9 protein-coding genes are annotated in these 12,838 nt (G+C 68.6%); 5 read left to right on the top strand and 4 right to left on the bottom strand.

Annotation, left to right across the window (positions count from 1 at the left end; all coding sequences use genetic code 11):
* From D7Y13_RS28435 to D7Y13_RS28425, 3 genes are all read left to right on the top strand, one after another.
* A partial coding sequence (locus tag D7Y13_RS28435; RefSeq protein WP_244222382.1) for a glycoside hydrolase family 15 protein occupies positions 1-2,026 on the top strand: 2,026 nt, incomplete at its 5' end.
* 214 nt (positions 2,027-2,240) lie between these two features.
* Complete coding sequence (locus D7Y13_RS28430; protein ID WP_158620471.1) at positions 2,241-3,977, top strand: malectin domain-containing carbohydrate-binding protein; 1,737 nt, start codon at positions 2,241-2,243, stop codon at positions 3,975-3,977.
* Positions 3,978-4,141: 164 nt separating this feature from the next.
* Positions 4,142-4,780, top strand: a complete 639-nt coding sequence (locus tag D7Y13_RS28425) for a glutathione S-transferase family protein (RefSeq protein WP_120585458.1) — start codon at positions 4,142-4,144, stop codon at positions 4,778-4,780.
* Positions 4,781-4,971: 191 nt separating this feature from the next.
* Here the strand turns inward: D7Y13_RS28425 and D7Y13_RS28420 are convergent, their stop codons facing one another.
* Complete coding sequence (locus tag D7Y13_RS28420) at positions 4,972-7,290, bottom strand: Kelch repeat-containing protein (protein WP_120585457.1); 2,319 nt, start codon at positions 7,288-7,290, stop codon at positions 4,972-4,974.
* A gap of 406 nt (positions 7,291-7,696) precedes the next feature.
* Here D7Y13_RS28420 and D7Y13_RS28415 point away from each other — a divergent pair, with 406 nt between their 5' ends.
* On the top strand, positions 7,697-8,554 hold the full coding sequence (locus D7Y13_RS28415; RefSeq protein WP_120536264.1) for a hypothetical protein: 858 nt from the start codon (positions 7,697-7,699) through the stop codon (positions 8,552-8,554).
* 241 nt (positions 8,555-8,795) lie between these two features.
* On the opposite strand, the gene D7Y13_RS28410 is transcribed toward D7Y13_RS28415, so the two are convergent.
* Complete coding sequence (locus D7Y13_RS28410; protein ID WP_120585456.1) at positions 8,796-9,416, bottom strand: MPN domain-containing protein; 621 nt, start codon at positions 9,414-9,416, stop codon at positions 8,796-8,798.
* Complete coding sequence (locus tag D7Y13_RS28405; protein ID WP_233595890.1) at positions 9,413-10,405, bottom strand: 3-hydroxyacyl-CoA dehydrogenase family protein; 993 nt, start codon at positions 10,403-10,405, stop codon at positions 9,413-9,415. Before D7Y13_RS28405 ends, D7Y13_RS28410 begins: the two co-directional genes overlap by 4 nt.
* Before the next feature lie 382 nt (positions 10,406-10,787).
* Here D7Y13_RS28405 and D7Y13_RS28400 point away from each other — a divergent pair, with 382 nt between their 5' ends.
* The gene (locus D7Y13_RS28400; RefSeq protein WP_233595889.1) at positions 10,788-12,383 is read left to right on the top strand and encodes a hypothetical protein; all 1,596 of its coding nucleotides are present in this window, start codon (positions 10,788-10,790) and stop codon (positions 12,381-12,383) included.
* Between the two features lie 117 nt (positions 12,384-12,500).
* On the opposite strand, the gene D7Y13_RS47210 is transcribed toward D7Y13_RS28400, so the two are convergent.
* Positions 12,501-12,838, bottom strand: a 338-nt coding sequence (locus D7Y13_RS47210; protein ID WP_208734499.1) for a hypothetical protein, incomplete at its 5' end; no start/stop codon positions are given.

Below are 12,838 nucleotides of genomic sequence, written 5' to 3'. Positions count from 1 at the left end.
GCGTGGGTGGGCTGCCGGGTGCGGCCGTCGCGGCTGTGGCTACGTTGAGGGCGGGAGGTCGCGCTCCTGCCTCGCGACACGCCTGTTCATGGACCTCTACAGCGCCGCAAAGCGGATGGCCCGCCCCTTCCGGTTCACCAACCCGGCGTCCTACCGGGAGGTCCCCCTGGCGGGTCGTGGGGTGATTGGCGACGGAAGCTCCTGCGCGCTCGTCCGGCCGGACGGCGTCATCGACTGGCTCTGCTTCCCCCGCTTCGACAGCCCGAGCGTCTTCGCGGGCATCCTCGATGACGAGAAGGGCGGCATCACCGGCATCACCCCCGTCGTGTGGCCCTTTGAAAGCCTGCAGCGCTACGACCCGGACACCAACGTCCTGGAGACGCTCTTCCGCTTCGAGCGCAAGGGGGCCATCCGCATCATCGACTTCATGCCGTGGACCAACGACCCGCGCTCCACCGTCCACGAGGTGCACCGGCGCATCGAGTGCCTCGAAGGCGCGGTGGAGCTGAACATCGTCTTCGACCCGCGCTTCGGGTACGGGGCGTCTCAGACGCGGGTGGAGCGGGAGGAGCACGGCCTCGTCGCGCGCGGGTCGGGAGGGGAGCGGCTGGTCGCCGTGCTCAGCGGGGAGGCGGAATGGCGGCCCTGCCGGGAGCTGCGCGGCCAACCCTGCCGGGGAGACACGGGCCTCCAGACGCGCATCCGGATGGGGCCGGGCGAGCGGCGCTGGATGATCCTGTCGTGGGACTCGGACCGGCCGGAGCCTCTTGCCGCGTACCGGCCCTTCGATCACCTTCGGGATACCCGCCAGGCCTGGCGCCAGTGGGCGCAGCAGCTCCACTACGAAGGGCCGTGGCGGCACCACGTCCTGCGCTCCGCGCTGGCGCTGAAGCTGCTGATGTACGGCCCCACGGGCGCGATGGTGGCCGCGCCCACCACCTCGCTCCCCGAGTGGATCGGGGGGCCTCGCAACTGGGACTACCGCTTCAGTTGGGTCCGCGACTCAGCGATGGCGGTGCGCGCCACCAATCTCCTCGGCTTCCTGGGGGAGTCGCGCGAGTTCTTCTACTTCATGCGCGACACGTTGCAGCGCGGTGACCTGCTCCAGGTGATGTACACGCTGGACGGTGGCCCCGTGCCGCCGGAAACGGAGCTGACCCACCTCGCCGGCTTCCAGGACTCGCGGCCGGTGCGGCTCGGCAACGGCGCGAGGGACCAGTTCCAGTTCGACACCGCGGGTGCGCTGCTCGACGCGGCGTACCTCTACGAGCGCTCCGGCGGGCGGCTGCCGCTGCGCACCTGGAGGCTGCTCCGCTCGGTCATCCAGACCACCGCCCGCCGCTGGCGCGAGCCCGACCACGGCATCTGGGAGCCGCGCCGGGAGATGCGGCACAACGTCCATTCGAAGCTCATGGGTTGGCTGGCATTGCGCCGGGGACAGCACCTGGCGAAGCTCTTTGGTGAGACGGCGCTGGAGCAGTCCAGTGCCGCCCTGGCGGACGTCATCCGGGCGGACATCCTTCGCAACGGCGTGGACCCGGCGCGCAAGCACTTCGTCGGAGCCTACGGAGGCAACGAGCCGGACGCCGCGCTGCTGCTGCTGCCCATCGTCGGCTGCTTCCAGGCGACGGACCCGTTCATCCTGAGGACCCTCGACTGGCTGCGCGCGGAGTTGGGCACAGGCCCGTTCCTGCGCCGCTACCGGATGGATGACGGGGTAGGGGGGCCGGAGGGAGGCTTCATCCTCTGCGGCTTCTGGCTGGCCGAGGCGCTGGCGCTGGCCAATCGCATCGAAGAGGCCGAGGACGTCTTCGTCGCGCACGCGGAGGCGTCGAACCATCTGGGATTGCTGGCGGAGGAAATCCACCCGCTGACCCGCGAGCAGTTGGGAAACTTCCCGCAGGCCTTCAGCCATCTCGGTCTCATCAGTGCCGCCGCGCGCATCGACCGCGCGCTCAGGCTTCGGGACGAAGGGCAGTCGGAGCCCCCCCACCTCCTGGAGCCCGAGCCGCCGCCCATTGAATGACCCGGCTCAGCAGGGGCTCCGGAGGGGGAGTCCGCGGGGCTGGAGCGGCACACCCGACCGCTCGCTGACAGAGTGAATTTCCGCGCGGTTTTTTCGTGTCTTCGCGCGGGGGGCGCCACGCCGGAGCCCCCTTCAAGCCCTTCTTTCGGGGGCACGAGGACACACACGCATGGACAGGAAGAGCCCCGGGACGCGCGCAAGCGCTTCCCGCAGGATGTTGCTCGGTTTCGCGGGCACCGCGTTGCTGGCCGCTTGTGGCGGGGCGGAGGGCCCCGAGGAGCCCACGCTCCAGCACGAAGAGCCCACGCTCCAGAACCATGACCAGGCCGTCACGACGGTGACACTGCCCATCCGCATCAACGTGGGCGGGGGCGCGTTCACCGACATCAATGGCCGGCCCTGGGAGGCGGACCGCGACTACCTCGGCGGCCAGGTGCTCCAGGTGACGGACCCCATCGCGGGAACCACGAACGACTCGCTGTACCAGTCGGTCCGCATGGGCGACTCGTGGTTCAACCCGGGCATTGCCTACGCAATCCCGGTGCCGGGGCCGGGCATCTACACCGTCCAGCTTCTCCTCATGGAGCCGGACGAGACCGTCACGAACCGCGAGATGCGCATCATCGCCGAGGGCGCCACGTTCGTACCGCAGTACAAGGACCTCCAGGTTCCCCTGCGCGCGTACACGCTGAGCATGGACGTCGCGGTGCGGGATGGCGCGCTGAACCTGGAGCTGACGGCGGACGAGCTGCCCGCGGTGCTGTCCGCCATCGAGGTGACGGCCTCCAAGTGGAAGTGGCTGGGCCTGAGCCCGCAGGCCTCGGACATCGCGGACCCCATCGACGCGCCCTCGCTGGCGCTGGATGCGAACAACCGCCCCTTCGTCGCCTGGGAGGAAAGACCTGTCTACACCAGCACCCTCAATGTCTACGCCGCCCGGTGGACGGGCAGCGCCTACGAGCTGCTGGGCGGCTCGCTGGGCAGTGGCACCTGGGCGAGCAATCCCACGCTCCTGATGGACCCGACGGGCGCCCCCGTGGTGACGTTCCTCGACTCCGCGCCCTCGAGCTCCGGCGCGCGCGTGCGGGTCCGACGCTGGAACGGAACGGCCTGGACCGAGGTGGGAGGTCCCGTGGGCGTGGAGGGCCAGGCCGCCCTCGCGGTGGCCGCCGCCATGGATGGCCAGGGCCGGCCCGTGCTCGCGGCCGTGATGCACGACCGGGCACAGAACAACGAGCGCATCTCCGTCTTCCGCTTCGACGGCACGAGCTGGGTCTCGATGGGCGACATCCCGGAGAGCACGTCGGACTGGAATGAGCATACCCGCCATCCCGTCATCGCCGTGGATCCGTCCAACCGCATCGTCGTGGCGTGGGACGAGTGGTATGGCAGCCGGGACTTCACGATCTTCGAGAAGACCCATGTCTTCCGCCGGGAGGCGAACCAGTGGGTGCGCGTGGGAACGCCCGTCCCGAACGGCGAGTCCAGTGTGTCGAAGCGACCCTCGCTGGCACTGTCGCCCGTGGACGGCACGCCGTGGGTGGCCTACGTGGAGTCCGGGCGGGTCAAGGTGGTGCGTGAGCAGAGCGGCGCCTGGGTGCCTGTCGCGCCCACGGGACTGGAGGGCTGGCCCGGCGTGCCCCATGACGCGGGCCCGCCGCTGCTGCGCATGGATGCCATGGGGACGCCGACGGTGGCCCTCGTCGAAGGCGGGCTGTACAACGAGCCGAGGCGCTTCATCCGGAAGTTCAACGGCGCGGCATGGGTGGCGGTGGACGGCCGCGTCAGTCCCTTCGACACGACCTTTGCCCCGGCGAGCGGCGAGGATGTCCAGGAGGACATGGCGCTCGCGCTGAGCACGTCGGGTCAGCCCGTGGTGGCCATGTTCGAGCAAGACCCTGCCGGCCCCTACCTCCGGCGCATCCTCCGCGTCCGGACCTTCACGCCGTGAACCGAAGGCATGAGGCCCTCCGAGGCTGAGGGGGCTTCGTGCAAGGCCGTGCTGAGCCACGGGCGACGCTCAAGGCCAGAGGGGCCTGTCCCCGCGACGGGAGCAGGCCCCCTGGAGAGTTCGAGACCTGCACGAACCCTCTGCGTGCGAAGTAGGATGCGCGCATGCTCAAGGTCTACGGCTTCTCCCGAGTGAACAAGATGGCCCGCGGCAAGACCCGCGACCTGCGCGTGCTGTGGGCGCTGGAGGAGATGGGTCTGCCGTACGAGGTCGTGGGGATGGATCATCCGCAGCACGACCTCGATACGCCCGCGTATCGCGCGCTCAATCCGTTCGGGCAGATTCCGGTGATCGACGACGACGGCGTGGTCGTCACCGAGTCGGGCGCGATCCTGCTCTACCTCGCCCGCAAGAGCGGCAAGCTGATGCCGCGCGACCTCGCCGGCGAAGCGCAGGTGCTGCGCTGGTGCGTCGCGGCGCTGAACACGATCGAAGTCCCGATCCTGACCGCGTGGTTCGTCGACCTGAACGGCGGCAAGGGCACCCAGGGGAGCGATGCGCTTCACCAGTGGGGGGACATGCGCCTGAAGCAGCTCGACGGCTGGCTCGCGGGCAGGGAGTTCGTCGCGACCGACGAGTTCACCGTCGCGGACATCTTGATGACGCATGTGCTGGGCGCCGGCACCGACGAGAGTGTCGTCAAGGACCATCCCAACGTGCTCGCCTTCCAGAGGCGTTGCATCGCGCGCCCGGCCTGGAAGAAGACGTTCGACGCCTACTGCGACCGCGTCGAAGCGGCCTGAGCGCGGGGCGCCGCGGCCTCGGCGTGCTACCCATCGCGCGCTGAGCATCGGACGAACAGGCCACCCCTTTCGCACGACGGGAGGATTCGTCACGGTGCTCCCACGGCTCAGACGCGAAACGGCCCGCCATCCGTGAGGAGAGCGGGCCGCGTCACTTCAGCGCCGTGCGTGTCTACAGAGCGAAGGTGCGCTCAGGGCGTGTAGATCATCGCGGCGGGGACGTAGTTGGGATTGATGCCCCCCGCGATGAGGACCCTGCCAGAGGGGAGCAGGATGGCGGTGTGGTTGTAGCGGGCCGTGGGCATGTCTCCGACGGAGGACCAGACATTGGTGGCCGGGTCGTACACCACCGCGGAGGTGAGATAGTTGATGCTGTCGTGGCCCCCTGAGACGAGCACCTTGCCGGAGGAGAGCAGGATGGCGGTGTGAGACTCGCGGTAGATGGGCATGCTGACGACGGAGGACCAGGAGTTGGTGGCTGGGTCGTACACCTCCGCGGAGCTGAGATGGCCGCCACCGATCCCCCCCGTGACGAGCACCTTGCCGGAGGAAAGCAGGGTGGCGGCGTGGAACCGGCGGAGCAAGACCATGGTGCCTGCGGAGGACCATGAGTTGGTGGCCAGGTCATACAGCTCCGGGGAGGCGATGGTGCCGCTGCTGCCGCTGCCCCCCGCGACGAGGACCTTTCCGGAGGAGAGCAGGGCCGTGGCGGTGTGGTAGTAGCGGGCCGTGGTCATGCGGCCGGCGGAGGACCAGGCGTTGGTGGCCGGGTCGTACACCTCCGCGGAGGCGAGGTGGCCGTTGCTGCCGCTGCCCCCCGTGACGAGCACCTTGCCGGAGGGCAGCAGGGCCGTGGCGGTGTGGGAGTTACGGGCCGTGGCCATGGTGCCTGCGGAGGACCAGGAGTTGGTGGCCGGGTCGTACACCTCCGTGGAGGGGAGGAGGCCGCTGTTACCGATGCCCCCCGTGACGAGCACCTTCCCAGAGGAGAGCAGGGTGGCGGTGTGGAGCCGGCGGGCCGTGGCCATGGTGCCTGCGGAGGACCAGGAGTTGGTGGCTGGGTCGTACACCTCCGCGGAAGCGAGATTGCCATTGACGCTGTCGTATCCCCCCGAGACGAGCACCTTGCCGGAGGAGAGCAGGGTGGCGGTGTGGTGCTGGCGGGCCGCGGTCAGGGTGCCTGCGCCCGCCCAGCCGGTCGCGCACGCCGGCAGGCCGGAGGCGGAGAAGGACTTCGAGGCCGTCAGGCCGTAGGCATTGGTGGCGCCAGCCGTGACGAAGGAAGCTCCCGTCACCGCGCAGGAAGGCGCCGTCCACACGATCTGGCTGGTGCTGGCGGTGTTCTGCGCCGTGGCCAGCGAGCCGATACTGGCACTCCAACCGAACGTCAGGGCGCTGGACTGAGGGTCCAGGGCGGTGACGCTGAAGGTCACGGTCTGTCCCGGGGAGGTGGTGTTGGCGGTCTGGTAGAAGTTGGTGATGGTGGGGACGAAGCGCTCGGTGGAGGCGGCGGCGATGCAGAGGTTGATCGAGCCCGTGGTCTGCCCCCCGCGGCCGTCTTGAACGGTGACGGTGAGCTGGCAGTTGTTACACGCGGCTGACGGAACGGAGGACGGGACAAAGGAGGCGGCGCTGGAAGTCGCATTCGTCCAGGTGCCGGGGCACGTCGCGGTCGTGGCCCACTGGTAGGAGAGGGTATCTCCATTCGCATCCGAGGCGTTGGCGGACACAGAGACGGACTGTCCCACGTCGAGGCGGGTGCGGGAGGGGGAGACCTTGGAGACCACCGGCCAGAGGTTGAAGGAGAGGTTGACGGCCCCGCTGCCGGTGGCGGCACCCGAGACGACGTTGACAGACAGGGAGAAGGAGGAGGCAGCCCCCTGGGAGTCCGTCACGGTGAGGGTGAGGGTCTGGATTCCAGTGGAGGAAGGCGCCGTCCACGAGGTGGACGTGGAGGTGGAGGTGGAGAAGGAGCCGCTGGAGGCCGTCCACGCCTGGGTGAGGGTGTCCGCCGTGTTGGGATCACGCACCGTCGAGCTCAGGGTGATGGAGGCGCCTGTCTGGACAGTGGTGGCGGAGGCCACGACGGACTCAATGAGGGGTGCCTCGTTGCCATAGGGCGGAGGGGGAACAATCTCCTGGAGGGTGATGGCTACGGCGGTGGTCTGGTTGGCGGTGATGCTCACGCCCGACGTCTGGCCCTGGAAGATCTTGGTGCCGGCCGAGTCGAAGGCCTCGGCGAGGAAGGTGCGGTTGGAGCCCACGGGGATGTTGCCGAGGATGCCGCCCCAGGCGCCGCTGACCTTGGCCAGTTCGACGACGAGGGAGCCCATCTCCGTGGCGGAGATGGTCACCTTGACGCGGGTGGCATCATTGGCGGAGAGCGCCTGTTGGGCGGTGGCGGCGAATTGGACAGATCCGGTGGGCTCACCGGTGGGCTCGGAAATGCAGGCCGCGAGGGAAAGCAGCAGGACCGCGGCGAGAGAGGGGAGACTTCGAAGGCTCGGCATGTTTTCGCTTTCGCGGAGGGCCAGGTCGGTCCCGCGAAGTGAATGAGCCGACAAGTCAATCAATGATGCAAAAAACCGCCAGACTGTTCCAGGGGGTGTCCGTGGGGACGGTCCCGTCCTTGTGACTTTGAAGCGTTCGACATGCCGACGCTGCGTGGGATTGGCCCCACGGCCCCCTGCTTCCACGACAACAGCGCCAAGGGCACGTGGAGGGGACGCAATCTCTCTCCTCCACACCTGTGACCCGTCCCGTCACAAGCGCCGCCGGGTTGTGACCTTCTCCGTCACTCACTCCCGGCCAGGGCCGCGAGCGTGGGAAGGCCAGACTCCCGGGAGCCCTTGGCATATCAAGTGAATGGCGGCCTGCGGGGATTCCCCCCACCCTGAAGCCTGTCAGGAGCCATCCATGTCGCTGTTCCGTCGCCAGACCCCCGCTGGCCTCGCCGCGCTGTTCGCCTTCGTCCTTCCGTTCGCGCAGGCCCACGCGAAGGAGGACTGCGCCCAGTTCTCCGGCTCGAAGCACTGCGCGACGGGCGACGCGCGGCTGGAAGTAGAGGACGACTCGCTTTATGTGCACGCCCCCGACGCGAGCGGGGAGCACGGCGTGCGCGTGGACGCCGAGCGCGCCAAGGCCTGGAGCGCGGGCGTGGGGGTGGAGCCGTCCGAGGACAAGGAGGAGGGCGAGACGAGGACCCTGAAGACCTACGTCGCGAAGGGCCAGGTGGTGGCCATGTCCTCCGTCACGGAGACGGCGCAGGGACAGTCCTTCGCGGCCTCCTTCGTGAACGCGGACGGCAAGCCGACGACGTACACGGCGAAGGTGTTCCTGGAGGGGAAGCTGATGGTCTCCGTGAGCGGCATCAAGAGCGGAGAGGTGGGCGTCGTGGCCTTCAACAGCTCCGAGTCCCCCGCGCCCAGGCCGTCCTGCACGACCCTGACCCGCAAGGCGTGCATGAAGCTGTGTGGCCTGCCCCTCCCGGCCTGCGCGCACTGCCTCAAGCCGTGCCGCCACGGCATCGAGAACGACATCTATCTCAACGGTGACGGCAGCGTCCCCTACCTCGACATGTCCTTCGAGTCGCCCTTCAACCACGCCGCCGTGGGCAGCTCCGCGAAGGCGGCCCCGGAGATCGTCGAGGGCGACCGGGTGGTGCTCGTCGCGGACGAGCCGAGCGCGGGCGAGGATCACGACGTCGACCAGGTGTTCATCCACAGCACGTCGAAGACGGTGGAGCTCACCGGCGAGACCACGACCCGTCGTTAGGCCCCCGTCGGGCCGCCCGCCTTGCCGCCGACGCGGAAGGGGGCAGGAGGGTGGCCCGGCGGTGAAGGTCTTCCCGCGCAACCGGCTGCGCCGCCATTGCGCGCAGCACCCCTCCGTCTACAGGTTCCCCGAGGGCCCTCGGTCGGAGTGGGCATGCTGCGTGTTCTTGCGTACCGGGGCGCTGGCGGTGACGGCATTGGCGGTCACCTTCACGGTGGTCTTGGTGAAGGGTAGGGGAGGGCTAGCGGACGGACGCGGCTCTCCTGGTCGCACTGCCTTCGAGCTCCGGGGTGCCGAAGCGGAGGGCCAGCGGGCGGCAGTGGGTGTCGGACTCGGACGGGGCGGCCCACGCCCCGAGCGCGTGGTAGAGCCGGCCCTCGCGCCGCTCCAGGTAGAGGATCATGTTGAGCGGCCAGCCGGCGCCCTGGAACAGATGCCGGTCCATGGGCGTGGGCTCCTGGCTCACCCGCAGGCCGCGCTCGTGGGGCGGGCCGATGCGGTGCCAGTCCGGGTGCAGGTGGATGGAGCCGAGCACCTCCCGCCCCTCCGCCTCCGCCTCGGCGGTGATGCGCAGCAACTCCCGGGGCTCGCACCAGTAGCCGCGCCGGCCATTGGCATAGCAGGCGCCGAAGCGCGGGATGATGGTGGCGTCGAACTCCTGGAGCACGGTGTCGTCCGTCTCGCGGATGTTGGCGGCGAAGCGGACGCGCTCCACCCGCATCGCGTCGTCCACGAAGCGCCCCAGCAGGACGGCCCAGCTCCGGGGTGGCAGCTCCGGGGTACACGCCAGGTATTCGCGGGTGGCGTCCGCGAGGAAGTCCGACAGCACCTCCGGGTCCAGCAGCACGAGCTCCGGGCTCATTCCGGCATCTCCAACGTGGGGCTGGGGAGACGGCCCTCGGCCCGGTCCTCGCGAAGCTGGGTGATGAGGCCGCGGGCGACGCGCTCCTCGAAGGCGGCGGTGGCGTCCGGCGTCCAGGTGTAGAAGCCCTGACCCGTCTTCAAGCCCAGCTCGCCGCGCTCCACCTTCTGCGCGAGCACCGGGGGCACCGGGCGTCCGGCGTTGCGCATGACGCCGGTGACGAGGTCCAGCCCCGCGAGATCCAACCGGTCGAAGATGCCGGACACGCCGAACCGCCGCCCGATTCCCTGCGTGAGCACGCGGTCCACCATCTCCGGCGTGGCGACACCTTCCTGCACCAGCCGGATGCCCTCGCCGATGAGCGCCTGCAACAAGCGCGGGCCCACCGAGCCCGGCACGTCCTTCGCGAACACCACCGGCGTCTTGCCCACCTCCTCCAGGAACCGCCGCACGGTCTCCACGACGTCGGGGGCCGTCTTCTCCCCGGGAATGACATCCACGAGGGGAATCAGGTGCGCCGGCAGGTAGTAGTGCGCCGCGAGGACGCGCTCGGGCCGGGTGCAGTCCCGCGCCAGCGCCGTCACGCTCAGTGCGGTGGTGTTGGAGGCGAGCACGGTGTCCGGCGCCGCCAGCCCGTCCAGTCGACGGAAGACCTCCTGCTTGAGCACGAGGTCCTCCGGCACGGACTCGAGGACCAGGTCCTGGCCCACGGCGGCCTCGGCGAGCACCGTGGTGCGCCGGATCCGCCCGAGCGCGGCCTCACGCCCTGCCGGGGACAGCAGCGCCGTCTCCACCAGCAGCGCCGCGTCCCGCTCCAACTTCACCCGCGCGCGTTCACTGCTGTCCGGACGCGTGTTGAAGAGCACCACCTGCCTGCCAGCGATGGCGAGCTCGAGCGCGACTCCGCACCCCATGGCTCCCCCGCCCACCACGCCAATCCGCATCAGCCGTTTGTGTCCCATGGCGGCGCAGCGTCGCCGCAGCCGCATGACGGAGGCAATCCTTCCTTCACGAACGCGGAGCGTCAGGACGATGCGGTGAAGGTGCGTTGCAATTGTTCATTCCACGGCCGCCACCGCATCGCGTCGTCAGCCGTACGCGGGGACCTACGATGTCCCCAATGTCAACACCTGGGCCTGGCTCTTTCCACCGAATACCGGAGGCTGGGCCGACGCGAAGCTGGTCCAGCCCAGGAAGGATGGCGCTGATTACTTCGTTGGAGGCGGCGGCATGGTCTACATCTCCTATGTGCCACGGTGCGCCACGGTCTCGAGCAAGACAGTCGGGCGGCGCGTCATATTGCTCATGGTTTGTCTTGTTTAATTGTAGAATCAGCAGCTTGCGAGAGGGAGCAGTATGAGGAAGCTGTCCATGACGGTCGTCATGCTATGCGGTGCACTGGTGTCAGCGTGCAATGGCGAGGATGCGCTGCGGCCCGCCAACGAACGGCCCGGCGGCACTGGCGCCGAGGCCTCCATCGGGTCCTCCAGCCAGGCGGTCGTCTCCCCGGAGCTCGCGGCATCGCTCGCGTGCGTCGAGACGTATGTCAACGCGGGGACCTGTGACTGGGCGCACTGGACCGAGCTGTGGGAGACGTGCCTGACCTACGAGCACGCGGAGCTCGAGGACGGCCTCTTCCTTGAGGAGGTGCAGGCCAATCACTGTACGGTGGCAAACTGGCCCACGCTGCGCGCGCAGCTCATCGCCCCGCGCCCGCAGCTCGTCCGCGTGCGTGAAACCTGCTTCGGCGACTCCCCGGTGATTCAAGATGCCGCGTCCAACGGTTGTCATACGCTCGCGCCAACCGCGGGCGCCTCCTTCGTCGAGGTGCCGATCGGCAAGTCCGTGACGCTCCACGCCGGTGCGTCCTGTACCGGGGACTCGGTCACCGTCCAGACCGACACGAGCCTCTGTGAGACCTCGTTCGGGAGCGGCGCGAACACGAACGACAACGTGCGCTCGTTCCAGGTCCAGGACGTCGCGGCGCCCCCTTCGGCATACCGCTACACCTGCTCCAGTGAGGAGTCGACGTGCGTCAGGAATTACAACAGCAGTCTGGGCGCGCTCCACCGGACGCACCCTGTCAGGGTCGTCCGCGTCACCCTTGCTGGCAGGACAACGCCCGCGCTGACCACCATCCAGGCCAGGGTCCGCGACATGGACGCCTTCTTCGCCGTCGCATCTCGCAATCAACTGCGCCTGGATCTCATCGGTTCGCAGACCGTTCAGGTGACGAGCAGCGACTGCGGGACGGCGAAGGATCAGGCTGTCAGGCAAGTCAGCGCAAACGCGTTCCTGACCGTGTATGTGATGCCCGGCGGAGTGTGTCCCTCCTCGTACGCCGGTTTGCACAGAGTCTTCCTTAATGACAACCTGCTCCGGAGCTACATTCACGAGACGGGACACGTCCTCGGCCTCGGGCACGGAAACGTGCGGGATCCTTCTAGCGGCAAGGACACCCAGTATGGCGACGCGAGCACGTACATGGGCAAGTTCGTATCGGAGAACTACAACCTTCCGCAGCTCCACTGGCTGGGGTGGACGAAGAAGGAGGAGCTCATCCAGATCAACTCGGCCATCGACAGCGCTGGCTTCATCGAAGTCACCCTGCGTCCGGTGGGCAGCAACGCCGTCAGTACCAGCAGCCTCCCGCTTGGCGCGGTCTGGGACATTCCCGGCGGCAAGGATCGTCTGTTCTTCACCGTACCGAAGCCGCGCCTGAACGACACGAACCAGATTGGGGGCGGCGCGGTGTTCGTGTACCGCGCCCCCAAGTGCGAGGGCTGCGTGGACCTGGGCCTGGACCTGGGCACGCTGCAACTGGCGCGGTTTGGCCCCAGAGCCACCAGTGAGTACGCAGCGAGTGGCCTTGTCTTCAAGCCGGTGGGCTTCACGAGCAGCTTCGTCCAGGTGAATGGAGTTGCCGTCGAGGAGTTCACCTCCGTCAAGCTGCGCATCTGGCGGTAGACTCAACCGGCTGGGGCGGGTTGCCTGGACGGCGTGAGGCGGTGTTTCGGGCCAAGGGGTATGGGCCTCCGGGTGGCATCGTCGCGGATGCGCACCCGGAGGAAACATGCAGGCGGCTCAGCGGATCAGTCCTTGGGCAGACTGCTCCCCGGCATCAAGGCTCGCAAGGGCGAGCGGCTTCGCCTCGCGGTTCATGTTGAGGGTGTTCATCCCGCGAATGCGCTGGAGGGACTGGCGATATCCGAGCAGCGCGAGTCCTAAGTAGGTCGCCGGAAGTTCCGAGACAAATGCCGGTCGCATGCGCATTTTCTGGACCATGCGACCGGCGAGGAGCCCCGCCGAACTGGGGCTGACAGCAGAGGACAGGCGGAAGCTGGAGCATGCGCTGCGAAGCGTGCGCGACGCTCGCCACTTCCGTCGGCTACTGGCCGTGAGACTCCTCGCAGAGGGCAAAG

It is taken from the genome of Corallococcus praedator (assembly GCF_003612125.1).
GTDB classification, from domain to species: domain Bacteria; phylum Myxococcota; class Myxococcia; order Myxococcales; family Myxococcaceae; genus Corallococcus; species Corallococcus praedator.
The sequence above is the reverse complement of the archived record's forward strand: the minus strand, read 5'-3'. Positions and strand labels throughout refer to the sequence as shown.

Coding starts and splice junctions, on each gene's coding strand:
- D7Y13_RS28420 (WP_120585457.1), bottom strand. CDS start 7,290: ATGCCGAGCCTTCGAAGTCTCCCCTCTCTCGCCGCGGTCCTGCTGCTT.
- D7Y13_RS28410 (WP_120585456.1), bottom strand. CDS start 9,416: ATGAGCCCGGAGCTCGTGCTGCTGGACCCGGAGGTGCTGTCGGACTTC.
- D7Y13_RS28415 (WP_120536264.1), top strand. CDS start 7,697: ATGTCGCTGTTCCGTCGCCAGACCCCCGCTGGCCTCGCCGCGCTGTTC.
- D7Y13_RS28405 (WP_233595890.1), bottom strand. CDS start 10,405: ATGCGGCTGCGGCGACGCTGCGCCGCCATGGGACACAAACGGCTGATG.
- D7Y13_RS28430 (WP_158620471.1), top strand. CDS start 2,241: ATGTTGCTCGGTTTCGCGGGCACCGCGTTGCTGGCCGCTTGTGGCGGG.
- D7Y13_RS28425 (WP_120585458.1), top strand. CDS start 4,142: ATGCTCAAGGTCTACGGCTTCTCCCGAGTGAACAAGATGGCCCGCGGC.
- D7Y13_RS28400 (WP_233595889.1), top strand. CDS start 10,788: ATGACGGTCGTCATGCTATGCGGTGCACTGGTGTCAGCGTGCAATGGC.